The organism is Pseudomonas sp. TE3911 (assembly GCF_054062775.1).
The window spans coordinates 602,097-618,129 of sequence record NZ_JBSSFP010000001.1 but is presented as its reverse complement, the minus strand read 5'-3'; the positions used below and the strand labels follow the sequence as shown (position 1 = coordinate 618,129).

At 61.1% G+C, this 16,033-nt stretch carries 13 protein-coding genes; 7 read left to right on the top strand and 6 right to left on the bottom strand.

The genetic code is table 11. From position 1 onward, the window contains the following. The first annotated feature begins 9 nt into the window (after positions 1-9). Genes ACVWXD_RS02935 through ACVWXD_RS02925 form a run of 3 tightly spaced genes read left to right on the top strand, consistent with a single transcriptional unit; the run spans position 10 to position 2,685 of the window. Positions 10-924 carry a PLP-dependent cysteine synthase family protein gene (locus tag ACVWXD_RS02935; RefSeq protein WP_032887582.1) on the top strand — a complete coding sequence of 305 codons (915 nt, stop codon included), beginning with the start codon at positions 10-12 and terminating at the stop codon, positions 922-924. 37 nt (positions 925-961) lie between these two features. Further along, positions 962-1,954, top strand: coding sequence for a serine O-acetyltransferase (locus ACVWXD_RS02930; protein WP_457370659.1), 993 nt, complete (start codon positions 962-964; stop codon positions 1,952-1,954). Between the two features lie 2 nt (positions 1,955-1,956). Then, positions 1,957-2,685 (top strand): alanyl-tRNA editing protein, encoded by a 729-nt coding sequence (locus ACVWXD_RS02925; protein WP_032887578.1) that lies wholly within the window; start codon positions 1,957-1,959, stop codon positions 2,683-2,685. 75 nt (positions 2,686-2,760) lie between these two features. On the opposite strand, the gene prpD is transcribed toward ACVWXD_RS02925, so the two are convergent. The 6 genes from prpD to ACVWXD_RS02895 all read right to left on the bottom strand — a co-directional run bounded on the left by prpD (position 2,761) and on the right by ACVWXD_RS02895 (position 11,243). Further along, the gene (gene prpD, locus ACVWXD_RS02920) at positions 2,761-4,245 is read right to left on the bottom strand and encodes a 2-methylcitrate dehydratase (protein ID WP_095185343.1); all 1,485 of its coding nucleotides are present in this window, start codon (positions 4,243-4,245) and stop codon (positions 2,761-2,763) included. A 221-nt stretch (positions 4,246-4,466) separates the two neighbouring features. Then, entirely contained in the window at positions 4,467-5,657 is a 1,191-nt protein-coding gene (prpF, locus tag ACVWXD_RS02915; protein ID WP_095185342.1) for a 2-methylaconitate cis-trans isomerase PrpF, read from the bottom strand. Positions 5,658-5,667: 10 nt separating this feature from the next. Next, entirely contained in the window at positions 5,668-8,262 is a 2,595-nt protein-coding gene (gene acnD / locus ACVWXD_RS02910) for a Fe/S-dependent 2-methylisocitrate dehydratase AcnD (protein WP_032887573.1), read from the bottom strand. A 210-nt stretch (positions 8,263-8,472) separates the two neighbouring features. Continuing rightward, entirely contained in the window at positions 8,473-9,600 is a 1,128-nt protein-coding gene (prpC, locus tag ACVWXD_RS02905; RefSeq protein WP_032887571.1) for a bifunctional 2-methylcitrate synthase/citrate synthase, read from the bottom strand. Positions 9,601-9,642: 42 nt separating this feature from the next. Continuing rightward, complete coding sequence (prpB, locus tag ACVWXD_RS02900; RefSeq protein WP_015885362.1) at positions 9,643-10,536, bottom strand: methylisocitrate lyase; 894 nt, start codon at positions 10,534-10,536, stop codon at positions 9,643-9,645. Next, on the bottom strand, positions 10,533-11,243 hold the full coding sequence (locus tag ACVWXD_RS02895; protein WP_032887568.1) for a GntR family transcriptional regulator: 711 nt from the start codon (positions 11,241-11,243) through the stop codon (positions 10,533-10,535). The genes prpB and ACVWXD_RS02895 overlap by 4 nt, the downstream gene beginning before the upstream one ends. 271 nt (positions 11,244-11,514) lie before the next feature. Between ACVWXD_RS02895 and rloA the strand changes: the two genes are divergently transcribed. The 4 genes from rloA to pabB all read left to right on the top strand — a co-directional run bounded on the left by rloA (position 11,515) and on the right by pabB (position 16,015). Then, positions 11,515-12,048, top strand: a complete 534-nt coding sequence (rloA, locus tag ACVWXD_RS02890; protein WP_032887566.1) for a retropepsin-like aspartic peptidase RloA — start codon at positions 11,515-11,517, stop codon at positions 12,046-12,048. Positions 12,049-12,053: 5 nt separating this feature from the next. Further along, the gene (rloB, locus tag ACVWXD_RS02885; protein WP_457370658.1) at positions 12,054-13,586 is read left to right on the top strand and encodes an osmotic stress tolerance membrane protein RloB; all 1,533 of its coding nucleotides are present in this window, start codon (positions 12,054-12,056) and stop codon (positions 13,584-13,586) included. After that, positions 13,586-14,572, top strand: coding sequence for an alpha-L-glutamate ligase-like protein (locus ACVWXD_RS02880; protein ID WP_032887562.1), 987 nt, complete (start codon positions 13,586-13,588; stop codon positions 14,570-14,572). Before rloB ends, ACVWXD_RS02880 begins: the two co-directional genes overlap by 1 nt. A 99-nt stretch (positions 14,573-14,671) precedes the next feature. Beyond that, on the top strand, positions 14,672-16,015 hold the full coding sequence (gene pabB / locus ACVWXD_RS02875) for an aminodeoxychorismate synthase component I (protein WP_457370657.1): 1,344 nt from the start codon (positions 14,672-14,674) through the stop codon (positions 16,013-16,015). Positions 16,016-16,033: the final 18 nt, after the last annotated feature.

Genomic DNA, 16,033 nt, shown 5'->3' with positions numbered 1-16,033 from the left:
GACTGACTGATGTTGCATAACTCGATCCTCGATGCCATCGGCCACACGCCCATCGTGCGTCTGGCGCAGTTTTCCGAAGACCTCGGCATCGAGGTCTACGCCAAGCTCGAATCCCTCAACCCCGGCGGCAGCCACAAGGCGCGCATCGCCCTCGGCATGATCCTCGACGCCGAGCGCCGGGGCGTGCTGATGCGCGATTCCGGGCAAACCATCATCGAGCCCAGTGGCGGCAACACCGGCATCGGCCTGGTGATGGCCGGTAACGTGCTGGGCTACAAGGTGGTGCTGGTGATTCCCGACAACTACAGCCCTGAAAAACAGAAGCTGCTGCGCCTGTACGGCGCCAAGGTGGTGCTGTCGGACAGCCGCCTGGGCAACAATTCCCACGGTGAAAAATGCATGGAGTTGCAGCTGGAAAACCCCAACTACGTGATGCTCAACCAGCAACGTAACGGCGCCAACCCGCAGACTCACCGCGACACCACCGCGCCGGAAATCCTCCGCGCCTTTGGTGATCGCCGCGTGGACTACTTCGTCAGCGGCATCGGCACCGGTGGCCATATCACCGGTATCGGCGAAACCCTCAAAGCCGCCTGGCCGGCACTACGCGTAATGGGCGTGGAACCGGAAGAATGTGACCTGCTGAAAAACCAACACGCGCCGCACCATATCCAGGGCCTGTCGATTGGGCTGATCCCGAGCATCCTCAACCTCGATGTGATTGACGGCATGCTCAAGGTTTCGCGCCAAGACTGCATCGACATGATGAAACGCATCATGCGCACCGACGCCATCAGCCTGGGCCTCTCCTCCGCCGCCAACATGGTGGCCGTCGCCAGGCTTGCCCCCGAACTGCCGCCCGAAACGGTGGTGTTGACCATGGTCTACGACAATGCCGACAGCTACCTGCCCAGTTTCGAATAACCGGTTTTCCAACCAGCCAGAATGCGGGGGTTCCTCCATGGGCGGCTTTATCGACATGCAACACCTGCATGATGAGTTGCTCACCCAACTCATCAAGACCCTGACGCCTGCGCAAATGAAACAGTTGGAACCGCACCTGGCGCCGCTGATCCAGAGCGCCGCCCGATCAGTGGCCGAAGACCTGATCGCCTATGCCTACCGCGACCCGGCTTCACGCGGTCGCGGCGAGCTGATTCTGGAATCCTATGCCTCGTTCAAGGCGGTGCTGTATTACCGGCTTGCGCACCTGGTGTGGAATTTCCCCGACCAGACCAACGGCGTGTTCTCGCGCATCGCCCTCAAGCTCAGCAACCAGGGCAAAGTGCTGTCCGGCGCCGAGATACACCCGGCGGCGCGCATCGGCCGGCGCTTTGTACTGGACCACGGCTACGGCACGGTCATCGGTGAAACCTGCGAGATCGGCAACGACTGCTACATCCTCTGCGGCGTGACCCTCGGCGCTCGAGGCATTGCCAACAACCCTGACGGCAAGCGCCATCCACGCCTGGGCAACAACGTCGAAGTCGGCTCCGGTGCCCGGGTGCTGGGGTATGTGTTAATTGGCGATAACGTGTTTATCAGCCCGTCCTGCGTGATCACCCAGGACGTGCCCGCCGGGACCAAGGTCAAGGTGGTCAACCAGATCCAACTGCAGAAAAACGATGAATCGGACCACAGCAGCTACCTTGGCGCCTTCGCCCTGGAGGAGCGCTTGCACGTGGTCGGCGAGGTCAACGCCAGCCACAAGGTGACGGTGCTGGACGCCGACTTCCACCCTTTGCCTGGGCTGATGCTGGAGCCGACAGTGAAGGAGCGTCATCACCTCCAATTTCGTCTGCACCGGGTGGAAGCCGGCAATCAACTGCCGCGCCTGCCGCTGAACCTGAAAATCTGCGGCCCGGAATTTGAAATAACCCTGCTTTCCCCCCCTGGCTTGAGTGCAATGGTGCGCCACCTGTTGCAAGCCAGCCCACTGATCGTCGGAGGTTGAACATGTCCGTGCACTCCATGGAAACCCTGGCGCTGTATGACAGCGCGCCCTACCAGAACGCATTCAGCGCCCGGGTGATTGCCGTAAGCGAACACGGCATTGCCCTGGAGCACACACTGTTCTACCCCACCGGCGGCGGACAGCCGGGCGATACAGGCCACTTGACCTTACCCGATGGTACGCGGGTCGAAGTGATCGGCACCGTACGCGACCAAGTACTGCGCTCGATCATCTGGCACCAGGTTGAACACTGCCCCGAGCAACTGGTTGCCGGAGTACAGGTGGATGCCGGGCTGGATTGGGCACGGCGCTACCAGCACATGAAAATGCACACCTGCCTGCATTTGTTGTGCTCGCTCATCGATGCACCGGTAACGGGCTGCAGCATCAGTGCCGACAAAGGTCGCCTGGATTTCGACCTGCCGGAAATGACCCTCGACAAAGACAGCATCACCCGCGACCTCAACGCGCTGATCGAACAGGCTCACCCGGTGAAAACCCTGTCGATGGCTGCCACGGAATACTCCACCCTGTTGCAGATCACCCGCACCCAAGCGGTCGCCCCCCCGGTGATCCAAGGTTCGGTACGGGTGATTGAAATTGCCGGGATCGACATCCAGCCGTGCGGCGGCACCCACGTGATCAACACTGAGGAAATCGGCCGGGTGTTCTGCGAAAAGATCGAGAAGAAGAGTAAGCACAATCGCCGGGTGATCCTGCGGTTCGAATGAACGCAATTCAAATGTGGGAGGGGGCAAGTCGAATCGTCGCGCCGCCCTCCCACATTTTTAGTTTTGCGTCGCCTGCTAGATCACGAACAGGTCCATGAAGCGGTTTACAGCTGTGGCCTCAAGCTTCGCCTGGTCCTTGCACAACGCAAAGATCTCGGCGCTGCGTTGCGCGGTAAACCGCGTCGCCAGGTTGGCCTTGAACTTGTCTTCCAGCAACGGAATGCCATCCACGCGACGGCGACGATGGCCGATGGGATATTCCACCGCCATCTGCTGGGTGCTGGAGCCATCCTTGAAGAACACCTGCACTGCATTGGCGATGGAACGTTTGTCGGCCTCCAGGTATTCGCGGCTGTAGCGTGGGTCTTCGACAATGACCATCTTGTCGCGCAGCTCATCAATGATCGGGTGGGCTGCATGGAATTCATCTTCGTACTGCTCGGCCACCAGATTGCCGAACGCCAGAGGCACGGCGGTCATGTATTGCAGGCAGTGGTCGCGATCAGCGGCGTTGGCCAACTGGCCCACCTTGGAAATGATGCGGATCGCCGACTCATGGGTAGTGATCACAATGCGCTCGATCTCATGCAGTCGATGTTTGACCTGCGGATGCAAAGTCACCGCCGCTTCGCAGGCTGTTTGCGCATGGAACTCGGCGGGGAAGCTGATCTTGAACAGCACGTTTTCCATCACATAGGTGCCGTACGCCTGGGAAAGACTGAACGCGCGCTTGTCCTCGGGCTTGAGCGCCAGGTCCTTGTTGGTGTGGCTGAACAACACGTCGTAAAAGCCCCACTGCGGCGCGCTCAAGACACCGGGAATGCCCATCTCGCCACGCAGCGCGATATCCGCCAGGCGCACGCCACGGCTTGATGCATCACCCGCCGCCCAGGATTTGCGCGAGCCGGCATTCGGCGCATGGCGGTAAGTGCGCAGCGCTTGCCCATCCACAAACGCGTGGGACAAGGCCGCCAGCAGTTGCTCACGGGTGGCGCCCATCAGCTTGGCAGTGACCGCCGTCGAGGCGACTTTGACCAGCAGCACATGGTCGAGGCCGACACGGTTGAACGAGTTTTCCAGCGCAATAACGCCCTGAATTTCGTGGGCCATGATCATCGCTTCCAACACCGCACGCACGGTCAGCGGCGCATCACCATTGGCCACACGTTTTTGCGACAGGTGATCGGCCACGGCCAGAATGCCACCGAGGTTATCCGAAGGGTGGCCCCATTCAGCGGCGAGCCAGGTGTCGTTGTAGTCGAGCCAACGCACGATGCAGCCGATGTCCCAGGCGGCCTTGACCGGATCCAGGCGCAACGACGTGCCCGGCACTCGCGCACCGAACGGCACCACCGTGCCCTCGACGATCGGCCCCAGGTGCTTGGTGCACTCGGGAAAACGCAGCGCCAGGAGGCCGCAACCGAGGGTGTCCATCAGGCAGTTGCGGGCAGTGTCGAGGGCGGCTGGGGAGTCGATCCGGTAGGTGAGGACGTAGTCGGCGATGTCCTGCAGAACCTGGTCGTAGTCGGGGCGGTTGTTCTGGTCGACGTTGGTGCTCATGGCAGATCTCCAAAGTGAGTTAGGGTTGTTGCATCCTCAGGGTCAGGGTTGATCGTTTCGCAGGTCTGAATGCCTGCTTATGACTGTGGGGGGGGCGGTGCGACAATTCGACTTGCCCCCGATGGCGATGGGTCAGTGATGAATGTGTCGACTGACACACCGCTATCAAGGACAAGTCGAATTGTCGCACCTCCCCTCCCACAAGGGATTGGTGTTGGACTTTAGAAAGAGTCGCCGGGTACGCGGACGAAACCTTCCATCAACACCCGTGCACTGCGGCTCATGATGGCTTTCTTCACCACCCACTCACCGTTCACCTGGGTGGCTTCAGCCCCCACGCGCAACGTGCCGGACGGATGCCCGAAGCGCACCGCATTACGTTCAATGCCGCCTGCGGCGAGGTTGACCAATGTCCCGGAAATCGCCGCTGCCGTACCAATCGCCACGGCAGCCGTGCCCATCATGGCGTGGTGCAGCTTGCCCATGGACAGGGCGCGCACCAGCAGATCCACATCGCCAGCCTTGATCGCCTTGCCGCTGGACGCCACGTAATCCGCAGGCTTGGCCACAAACGCGACTTTCGGCGTGTGCTGGCGCTGGGCGGCTTCGTCCAGGTGTTTGATCAGGCCCATGCGCAACGCGCCATAGGCCCGCACGGTCTCGAACATGGCCAAAGCCTTGGGGTCGCCGTTGATCGCGCCTTGCAGCTCGGTGCCGGTGTAGCCGAGGTCTTCGGCGTTGATGAAAATCGTCGGGATGCCGGCGTTGATCAGCGTGGCCTTGAAGGTGCCGACACCGGGCACTTCCAGGTCATCGACCAGGTTGCCGGTGGGAAACATCGAGCCGCCGCCGCCCTCTTCTTCTGCCGCCGGGTCCATGAATTCCAGCTGCACTTCGGCGGCCGGAAAGGTCACGCCGTCCAGTTCGAAGTCGCCGGTTTCCTGCACAGCGCCGTCGGTAATCGGCACGTGGGCGATGATGGTCTTGCCGATATTGGCCTGCCACACACGCACCACGGCCACGCCGTTGTGCGGAATGCGAGCCGGGTCGACCAACCCGGCGGTGATGGCGAACGAACCCACCGCCGCCGACAGGTTGCCGCAGTTGCCGCTCCAGTCGACAAAGGGTTTGTCGATGGAGACTTGGCCAAACAGGTAGTCCACGTCGTGCTCGGCGCGGGTGCTTTTGGCCAGGATCACGCTTTTACTGGTGCTCGATGTGGCGCCGCCCATGCCGTCGATTTGTTTGTCGTAGGGATCGGGGCTGCCGATCACCCGCAACAACAAGGCATCGCGGGCAGCGCCCGGTACCTGCGCCGAGGCGGGCAGGTCCTGGAGGCTGAAAAATACGCCCTTGCTCGTGCCGCCACGCATATAGGTGGCGGGGATCTTGATTTGCGGTACGTGTGCCATGGTCGTCCTCTTAAGCGGTCGCCGCCGATTCCAGGAAGTCCTGGGCAAAACGTTGCAACACGCCGCCCGCCTCGTAGATCGACACTTCTTCGGCGGTGTCGAGGCGGCAGGTCACCGGCACTTCGACACGTTCGCCATTCTTGCGGTTGATCACCAGGGTCAACTGCGCACGCGGGGTGCGCTCGCCGACCACGTCATAGGTTTCACTGCCGTCGATGTGCAAGGTGTGACGGTCGGTTCCCGGCAAAAACTCCAGGGGCAACACGCCCATGCCCACCAGGTTGGTGCGATGGATGCGCTCGAAACCTTCGGCGGCAATCGCCTCCACACCGGCCAGACGCACGCCCTTGGCCGCCCAGTCGCGGGACGAGCCCTGGCCGTAATCGGCACCGGCGATGATGATCAGCGGCTGCTTGCGTTCCATGTAGGTTTCGATGGCTTCCCACATCCGCGTAACCTGGCCTTCCGGCTCGATGCGCGCCAGGGAACCCTGTTTGACCTTGCCGTTTTCCACCACCATTTCGTTGAACAGTTTCGGATTGGCGAACGTTGCGCGCTGCGCGGTCAAATGGTCGCCGCGGTGGGTTGCGTAGGAGTTGAAGTCGACTTCCGGCAGGCCCATTTTCGCCAGGTATTCGCCGGCAGCGCTGTCGAGCATGATCGCGTTGGACGGCGACAGGTGATCGGTGGTGATGTTGTCCGGCAGCACCGCCAGCGGGCGCATGCCCTTCAGCGGACGCGCTCCGGCCAGCGCACCTTCCCAATACGGCGGACGGCGGATATACGTGCTCTGCGGACGCCAGTCGTACAGCGGCGCGACTTTGGGGCCGGTGTCTTCGTGGATCGCAAACATCGGGATATACACCGCGCGGAACTGCTCCGGCTTGACCGAGGCCTTGACCACCGCGTCGATTTCTTCGTCGCTCGGCCAGATGTCCTGCAGGCGGATTTCCTTGCCGTCGGCGTCGAGGCCGAGCACGTCCTTCTCGATGTCGAAACGGATGGTGCCGGCAATCGCATACGCCACCACCAACGGCGGCGACGCGAGGAAGGCTTGCTTGGCGTAAGGGTGAATGCGCCCGTCGAAGTTGCGATTACCCGACAGTACGGCGGTGGCGTACAGGTCGCGGTCGATGATCTCTTGCTGGATCACCGGGTCGAGCGCGCCGGACATGCCGTTGCAGGTGGTGCAGGCAAACGCCACCACGCCGAAACCGAGCTTATCCAGTTCGTGACCGAGGCCGGCTTCTTCCAGGTACATGGCCACGGTTTTCGAACCGGGTGCCAAGGAGGATTTGACCCACGGCTTGCGCTTGAGCCCCAGCTTGTTGGCATTGCGCGCCAACAGCCCGGCGGCGATCACGTTGCGCGGGTTGCTAGTGTTGGTGCAACTGGTGATGGCGGCGATGATCACCGCGCCATCAGGCATTTGCCCTGGCACTTCATCCCACTGTCCGGAGATACCTTTGGCCGCCAGGTCGCGGGTGGCGACGCGGGCGTGGGGATTGCTCGGGCCGGCCATGTTGCGCACGACGCTGGACAGGTCGAAGGTCAGGCCGCGCTCGTACTGCGCGCCTTTCAAATCATCCGCCCACAGACCGGTGTGGCGCGCATATTGCTCGACCAGCGCGACCTGTTGATCTTCACGGCCGGTGAGTTTCAGGTAGGCGATGGTTTGTTGGTCGATATAAAACATCGCTGCCGTGGCGCCGTATTCCGGGGCCATGTTGGAGATGGTCGCGCGGTCGCCCAAGGTCAGGTTTGATGCGCCTTCGCCAAAGAACTCCAGCCATGCGCCGACGACTTTCTGTTGGCGCAGAAACTCGGTCAGCGCCAGCACCATATCGGTGGCGGTGATGCCCGGCAGCAGCTTGCCCGTCAGCTCGACACCGACGCTTTCCGGCAGGCGCATCCACGAGGCGCGACCGAGCATCACGCTCTCCGCTTCCAGGCCGCCGACGCCAATGGCGATCACGCCCAGAGCATCCACGTGGGGCGTGTGGCTGTCGGTGCCGACGCAGGTATCCGGAAACGCCACGCCGTCACGCACCTGGATCACTGGGGACATTTTCTCCAGGTTGATCTGGTGCATGATGCCGTTACCCGGCGGGATCACGTCGACGTTCTTGAAGGCCTTTTTGGTCCACTCGATAAAGTGGAAACGGTCTTCGTTGCGACGGTCTTCAATGGCGCGGTTTTTCTCGAACGCATCGGGGTCAAAACCCCCGGCTTCGACGGCCAGGGAGTGGTCAACGATCAATTGGGTCGGCACCACCGGGTTGACCTGGGCCGGGTCGCCGCCTTGCAGGGCGATGGCATCGCGCAGGCCGGCGAGGTCGACCAGCGCGGTCTGACCAAGAATGTCGTGGCACACCACACGCGCCGGGAACCAGGGGAAGTCGAGATCGCGCTTGCGTTCGATCAACTGGCTCAGGGAAGCATTGAGAGTGGCCGGGTCGCAGCGGCGCACCAGGTTTTCTGCCAGTACGCGGGAGGTGTAGGGCAAGGTGGCGTAGGCGCCAGGGGTGATTGCTTCGACTGCCGCACGGGCGTCGAAGAAATCCAGGCGGCTGCCGGGGAGCGGTTTGCGAAATTCTGTGTTCATCGTCAGGACTCGGTCACGGTGATTACAAAAGGAAGACCTGGGCCGATCCAGAATTGAAATGCGATTCAAATGTGGGAGGGGCGGTGCGACGTTTCGACTTGCCCCCGATAGCGGTTTATCAGTTGCCATAGGTGTTGAATGACATACCGCCATCGGGAGCAAGCCCCCTCCCACACTTTGACCTCATTCCAATCCTGGGATCGTCAGCCTTCAGCGACGTTCGATTGGCACGAACTTGCGCTGTTCGACGCCGGTGTACTCGGCGCTTGGACGGATGATGCGGTTGTTGGCGCGTTGCTCGAATACGTGAGCTGCCCAGCCGGTAAGGCGCGAGCAGACGAAAATCGGCGTGAACAGCTTGGTCGGAATGCCCATGAAGTGATACGCCGAGGCATGGTAGAAGTCGGCATTAGGGAAGAGTTTTTTCTGTTCCCACATGGTCTTGTCGATGGCTTCGGAGACAGGGAACAGCACGGTGTCGCCCACTTCGTCAGCGAGTTTTTTCGACCAGCCCTTGATCACTTCATTACGCGGGTCGTTGTCTTTGTAGATCGCGTGGCCGAAGCCCATGATCTTGTCTTTGCGCGCCAGCATGCCGAGGGTGCCTTCGACAGCCTCCTCTGCCGAACCGAAACGCTCGATCATTTCCATCGCCGCTTCGTTGGCGCCGCCATGCAGCGGACCGCGCAGGGAGCCAATGGCGGCAGTGACGCAGGAGTAGAGATCGGACAGGGTCGAGGCACACACGCGAGCGGTGAAGGTCGACGCGTTGAATTCGTGCTCGGCGTAAAGGATCAGCGAGACGTTCATGACCTTCTCATGCAGCTCGCTCGGTTTCTCGCCGTGCAGCAGGTGCAGGAAATGACCACCGATACTCGGCTCGTCGGTCACGCAGTCGATGCGCTTACCGTCGTGGCTGAAGCGGTACCAGTAACACATGATTGCCGGGAAGGCGGCGAGCAAGCGGTCGGTGACATCGCGCTGCACGCTGAAGTCTTTTTCCGGCTCGATGTTGCCCAGGAACGAACAACCGGTGCGCATCACGTCCATCGGATGGGCGTCGGCGGGGATGCGTTCCAGCACTTCCTTGAGCGCTTGCGGCAGGTCGCGCAGCTTGCTCAGCTTCTGGCTGTACGCGGCCAATTCGGCTTTGGTCGGCAATTCGCCGTACAGCAGCAGGTAGGCGACTTCCTCAAACTGCGCATCGGCAGCAAGTTCGCGAACATCGTAGCCGCGATAGGTCAGGCCGGCACCGGCCTGGCCCACGGTGGACAGTGCAGTTTGCCCGGCGACCTGGCCACGCAGGCCGGCGCCACTCAGTACTTTTGCTTCAGCCATGGTTTTTCTCCAATTTTGTCGTTATTCAGGGAGACGTGTTCGTCACTTCTTCGCGGCGAACAGCGCGTCGAGCTTCTGCTCGAAGGTGTGGTAGTCGATGCGATCGTAAAGCTCCATGCGAGTTTGCATGGTGTCGATCACGTTCTGTTGGGTGCCGTCGCGACGGATCGCGGTGTAAACGTTCTCGGCGGCCTTGTTCATGGCGCGAAAGGCCGAGAGCGGATACAGCACGATGGAAACATCAGCAGATTTCAACTGTTCGGTGGTGTACAGCGGCGTCGCGCCGAATTCGGTGATGTTGGCCAGGATCGGCGCTTTCACACGGGCGGCGAACAGTTTGTACATCTCCAGTTCAGTGATGGCTTCCGGGAACACCATGTCGGCGCCAGCCTCGATGCAGGCGGCGGCACGCTCCAAGGCGGACTCCAACCCTTCGACGGCCAAGGCATCGGTACGCGCCATGATCACGAAGCTGTCATCGGTGCGCGCATCCACGGCGGCCTTGATGCGGTCGACCATTTCCTGCTGGGACACGATTTCTTTATTCGGACGATGGCCGCAGCGCTTGGCGCCGACCTGGTCTTCGATATGAATCGCGGCGGCGCCGAACTTGATCATCGATTTGACGGTGCGCGCCACGTTGAACGCCGAGGAGCCAAAACCGGTGTCCACGTCCACCAACAGCGGCAGGTCGCAGACGTCGGTGATACGGCGCACGTCGGTGAGCACATCATCCAGGCCAGTGATGCCCAGGTCGGGCACGCCCAGGGAACCGGCCGCCACGCCCCCGCCTGACAGGTAGATCGCCTTGAAGCCAGCGCGCTTGGCCAGCAGCGCGTGGTTGGCGTTGATTGCGCCGACTACCTGCAACGGCTGTTCACTGGCGACTGCGTCACGGAAACGCTGGCCGGGTGTGCTTTTATTGTTCGAACTCATGACTCACCTCTATCAGGGGCGCCGTCCGGGAAGTGACGGGCAATGTTGCGTTTGGACGCGCCGATATGACGGCGCATCAGCAGTTCGGCCAGTTCACCGTCGCGATCGGCAATCGCGTCAAGAATGCGGTGATGCTCGGCAAAAGCCTGGCGTGGACGATTGGGGGTGGTGGAGAACTGGATGCGGTACATGCGCACCAACTGGTACAGCTCGCCGCAGAGCATTTGGGTCAGGGTGCGGTTACCGGCGCCTTGAATTATCCGGTAATGAAAGTCGAAGTCGCCTTCTTGCTGGTAGTAGCCGACGCCGGCCTGGAACGCAGCATCCCGTTCGTGGGTGTGCAGCACTTGGCGCAGCTCTTCGATTTCGGCGTCGGTCATGCGCTCGGCGGCCAGGCGGCAGGCCATGCCTTCCAGAGATTCGCGGATTTCATAGAGTTCGATCAGCTCGGCGTGGCTCAGGGACACGACCCGCGCGCCCACATGGGGCACGCGCACCAGCAGGCGCTGGCCTTCCAGGCGGTGGATCGCCTCACGCAACGGGCCACGGCTGATGCCGTAGGTGCGGGCCAGTTCCGGTTCGGAGATCTTGCTGCCGGGGGCGATCTCGCCTTTGACGATGGCGGCCTGGATGCGCCGGAAAACGTTCTCCGACATCGTTTGGGATTCGTCCGACACGACTATCGGAGCTTCAGGCTGAACCAGCATATTGTCGACACCTTAAAAAGCAATGCCGCAAAAACTAGCCAATCAGGCCTGGATAGTCAAAGAATAAATACACATTGTCGACAATCGTCTAATAACCCTTGTTGCACGCGTTCGGAGCATGGCCGCCTGCCAGCGGTGGCGCCAAAAAAGCATCATGTTAGAATGCCGCCGCATTTGCCTGACATCGCTTGATGAAACGGCGCACGAGGGAGTTTGCGCAGCAATGCCAGTCGCCTTGAATTGAACATCGCACTGCACCGCCTCAGGATCTATGAGACTCAAGCCCTTCCCCCTGTTTTGCCTACTGTTCATCCCCGGCCTTGGCGTTGCCGCCGAGAAGACCGTGTATGGCCTCAATGAATATGCCCAATTGGCTGGCATCGACCTTGAAGTGGCCGCCAAGCTGGACACCGGCGCCAAGACCGCCTCCCTCAGCGCCCGTGATATCAAGCGCTTCAAGCGCAACGGCGAATCCTGGGTGCGCTTCTACCTGGCCATCGACACCGCCCATTCCCACCCCATCGAACGGCCCCTGGCCCGCGTCAGCAAGATCAAGCGCCGCGCCGGTGACTACGACCCCGATGAGGACAAGAACTACACCGCCCGTCCAGTGATAGCCCTGGATATCTGCATGGGCACCGCTTTACGCAGCATCGAAGTGAACTTGACTGACCGCAGCGCATTCCAATATCCGCTGCTGATCGGCTCCGAAGCGTTGAAACGCTTTGATGCGCTGGTCGACCCCAGTCTTAAATACGCAGCAGGCAAACCCGCCTGCGCCGCCGACGCTCATACCGCCGAGTAAACCGAATGCGCTCTCTTACCCTGCACCTGAAAATCCTGATCGCCATCCTGGTGGTGCTGGGTATTTCGGTCACCGCCTACCAGATCTTCGTGCTGGGCATTCCTGTCACCGAGGACGCGACCGACGATTTGTGGAACATCGACGCCAAGGTCGAGTTCGTCGCCAATCCGAAGGACCCGGTGAAGATCCAGATGTTCGTGCCGCCCCTGAGCCGCGACTTCGTCAGCCTTAATGAGAGCTTTATCTCGAACAACTATGGGGTGAGCGTCAATCGTATTGATGGCAACCGTAAGGTCACCTGGTCGGCACGCCGCGCCAACGGCAACCAGACCCTGTATTACCGCCTGGTGCTGACCAAGCGTTACAGCGGTGAAAAAACCAAGATCAAAGGCCCAACGTTCCGCGACAGCATCGCGGTGGAAGGCCCGGAAAAAATCGCCGCCGAAGCCCTGCTGGCGCCGATCCGCCAGCATTCGGCCGACGTCGAAACCTTCATTACCGAAGCCATCAAGCGCACCAACAACCTCAACGACGACAATGTGAAGTTGTTGCTGGCCGGCGACCCGTCCACGCCGCACAAGGCCAAGATCGTCGAGTTGCTGCTGTCCATCGCCCACGTGCCGGTGGAAAAGGTCCACACCATCCGCCTGGTCGCCGACCAGCCGCAAACGCCCGAACTCTGGCTGCGCAGCTTTAATGGCAATGACTGGCTCTACTTCAACCCGGAAACCGGCGAACAGGGCCTGCCCAGCGACCGCTTGCTGTGGTGGACCGGCGATGAAAACCTGATCACGGTCGACGGCGGCAAGAAAGCCATGGTGACGTTCAGCCTGAACAACAGCGAAATGAACGCGATTCGCCTGGCCAAGCTGACGGATGAAAACACCGACGCCAACTTCCTCGAATACTCGCTGTACGGCCTGCCACTGCAAACCCAGCAGACGTTCATGATCATGGTGATGATCCCGATTGGCGTGCTGGTGATTCTGATCCTGCGCAACCTGATCGGCCTGCAGACCCTGGGCACGTTCACGCCAGTGCTGATTGCCCTCGCGTTCCGCGAGACGCAATTGGGCTTCGGAATCGTGCTTTTCACCATTATTACGGCACTGGGGCTGTCACTCAGGTCGTACCTGGAACACTTGAAGCTGCAAATGCTGCCGAGGCTGTCGGTGGTGCTGACCTTCGTGGTGGTGCTGATCGCGGCCATCAGTCTGTTCAGCCATAAACTGGGGCTGGAGCGCGGGCTGTCGGTGGCACTGTTCCCGATGGTGATCCTGACCATGACCATCGAACGCCTGTCGATCACCTGGGAAGAGCGCGGTGTCAACCATGCGTTGAAAGTGGCGATTGGTACGTTGTTCGCTGCCTCCCTGGCGCACTTGATTATGAGCGTGCCGGAGTTGGTGTACTTCGTGTTCACCTTCCCTGCGATCCTCCTGATCCTGGTGGGCTTCATGCTGGCCATGGGTCGTTATCGCGGCTACCGCCTGACCGAGCTGGTGCGTTTCAAGGCGTTCTTGAAGGCTGATAAGTAATGTTCGGTTTCTGGAAGACCTGGAAAGCCCTGGAAGCGCGGGGAATCATGGGCATCAACCGGCGTAACGCCGATTACGTGCTCAAGTACAACAAGCGCAGCCTGTACCCGATCGTGGATGACAAGATCATCACCAAGGAACGGGCAATCGCGGCGGGTATCCACGTGCCGGAAATGTATGGAGTGATCTCCACCGAGAAGGAAATCGACAAGCTCGATGAAATTATCGGTGGGCGCAGCGACTTCGTGATCAAGCCGGCCCAGGGCGCCGGCGGTGACGGCATTCTCGTGGTGGCCGACCGTTTTGAAGGGCGTTACCGCACGGTGTCTGGCAAGATCATCAGCCATGAAGAGATCGAGCATCAGATTTCCAGCATCCTCACCGGCCTGTATTCCCTGGGCGGCCACCGTGACCGCGCGCTGATCGAGTACCGCGTGGTGCCCGACCAGATCTTCAAGAGCATCAGCTACGAAGGCGTTCCGGATATCCGCATCATCGTGCTGATGGGCTACCCGGTGATGGCCATGCTGCGGTTGCCGACCCGCCAGTCCGGCGGCAAGGCCAACCTGCACCAGGGCGCGATTGGCGTCGGTGTGGACCTTGCCACCGGCCTGACCCTGCGCGGTACCTGGCTGAACAACATCATCACCAAACACCCCGACACCACTAACGCGGTGGATGGCGTGCAACTGCCCAACTGGGACGGTTTCATGAAGCTGGCCGCCGGCTGCTATGAGCTATGCGGGCTGGGCTACATCGGTGTGGACATGGTGCTGGACCAGGAAAAAGGCCCGCTGATCCTGGAGCTCAATGCGCGGCCAGGGCTGAACATCCAGATCGCCAACGATTGCGGCCTGACCTTGCGCACCCACGCGGTAGAAGCACGACTGGAAGCACTCAAAGCCGCCGGCGTGACGGAAACCCCGGAAGAGCGGGTGAAGTTTGTGCAGGAAATGTTTGGGCATATTCCCCCCGTAGAAGGCTGATCCGGTCTTCGAACTGTCTATCGCCGACATCCCCTCTAGGAGCAAATCCTACAGGGGACTACAATCCCCTCTCCCGCGCCTTGGCTGATCCACCCTCGCATGTCGACCTGTTCAGTACACCCGCTGCCCTATCGGGCCAACCCCGCCGAGTATTTTGCGGCGATTCGCCATGCACCCGGCGCGGTCCTGCTCGACAGCGGCCGACCTGCTGCCGAACGCGGTCGTTATGACCTGCTCAGCGCCTGGCCCGAGGCGACCCTGGCAGTGGATCCTGACGAAAGCGGCAGCAACTTCCTGCGGCGATTACGGAAAAACCTTTCACAGTTGGGTGAAGCGAAATTGCCCGACGGCTATGAGTTGCCGTTTGCCGGTGGCTTGATCGGCTACCTGAGCTACGACTTTGGCCGGCATTTGGAACAGCTGCCGCACTTGGCGGTGGATGATTTGCACCTGCCGGATGCGCGTTTTGGACTGTATGCCTGGGCGCTGATCAGCGACCACTTGGCACAGACCAGCCAACTGGTATTTCACCCGGCGCTGGCCGATAGCGAACGGCAGCGACTGATCACGCTGTTCAGCGGTGACGCCGCCACCGCCCCTGCAACCTTCAAATTGCAGGGCCCCATGGCACCGGATCTCAGCGTCGAGGCTTACCAGCAGGCCATTGAGCGCATCCAGGATTACATCCAGGCCGGCGACTGCTACCAGGTCAACTTCGCCCAACGTTTTCGTGCGCCGTGCAGCGGTGATCCTTGGGTCGCCTATTGCGCCTTGCGCGAAGCCTGCCCGACGCCCTTCTCCGGATTCCAGAGCCTGCCCAATGACGGCGCGGTATTGAGCCTGTCACCGGAGCGTTTCGTGCGCGTCAGCGAGCGCCAGGTCGAAACCCGCCCGATCAAAGGCACCCGCCCACGCGGTGTCACGCCTGAAGAAGACGCCGCCCACGCCACGGAACTGCTGGCCAGCCCCAAGGATCGCGCCGAAAACCTGATGATCGTCGACCTGCTGCGCAACGACCTGGGGCGCAGTTGCCGCACCGGCTCGGTGAGCGTGCCGGAGTTGTTCAGCCTGGAAAGCTACCCCAACGTGCACCACCTGGTGAGCAGCGTCATCGGCACACTGGCCGACGACAAAGACGCCCTCGACCTGATCGCCGGCAGCTTCCCTGGTGGCTCCATCACCGGCGCGCCGAAGATTCGCGCCATGCAGATCATCGACGAACTGGAACCCACCCGACGCGGCTTGTACTGCGGTTCGCTGGTGTACCTGGACGTACGCGGCGAGATGGACAGCTCCATCGCCATTCGCAGCTTATTGGTCAAGGATGGGCAAGTGTGCTGCTGGGGCGGCGGCGGGATTGTCGCGGATTCGCAGTGGGAGGCCGAGTATCAGGAGTCGCTGACGAAGGTGCGGGTTTTGCTGCAAACGCTGGAAGGGTTGTAGCAGGTAGACCTCTTGTGG

Coding starts and splice junctions, on each gene's coding strand:
- ACVWXD_RS02935 (WP_032887582.1), top strand. CDS start 10: ATGTTGCATAACTCGATCCTCGATGCCATCGGCCACACGCCCATCGTG.
- ACVWXD_RS02930 (WP_457370659.1), top strand. CDS start 962: ATGGGCGGCTTTATCGACATGCAACACCTGCATGATGAGTTGCTCACC.
- ACVWXD_RS02925 (WP_032887578.1), top strand. CDS start 1,957: ATGTCCGTGCACTCCATGGAAACCCTGGCGCTGTATGACAGCGCGCCC.
- prpD (WP_095185343.1), bottom strand. CDS start 4,245: ATGAGCACCAACGTCGACCAGAACAACCGCCCCGACTACGACCAGGTT.
- prpF (WP_095185342.1), bottom strand. CDS start 5,657: ATGGCACACGTACCGCAAATCAAGATCCCCGCCACCTATATGCGTGGC.
- acnD (WP_032887573.1), bottom strand. CDS start 8,262: ATGAACACAGAATTTCGCAAACCGCTCCCCGGCAGCCGCCTGGATTTC.
- prpC (WP_032887571.1), bottom strand. CDS start 9,600: ATGGCTGAAGCAAAAGTACTGAGTGGCGCCGGCCTGCGTGGCCAGGTC.
- prpB (WP_015885362.1), bottom strand. CDS start 10,536: ATGAGTTCGAACAATAAAAGCACACCCGGCCAGCGTTTCCGTGACGCA.
- ACVWXD_RS02895 (WP_032887568.1), bottom strand. CDS start 11,243: ATGCTGGTTCAGCCTGAAGCTCCGATAGTCGTGTCGGACGAATCCCAA.
- rloA (WP_032887566.1), top strand. CDS start 11,515: ATGAGACTCAAGCCCTTCCCCCTGTTTTGCCTACTGTTCATCCCCGGC.
- rloB (WP_457370658.1), top strand. CDS start 12,054: ATGCGCTCTCTTACCCTGCACCTGAAAATCCTGATCGCCATCCTGGTG.
- ACVWXD_RS02880 (WP_032887562.1), top strand. CDS start 13,586: ATGTTCGGTTTCTGGAAGACCTGGAAAGCCCTGGAAGCGCGGGGAATC.
- pabB (WP_457370657.1), top strand. CDS start 14,672: ATGTCGACCTGTTCAGTACACCCGCTGCCCTATCGGGCCAACCCCGCC.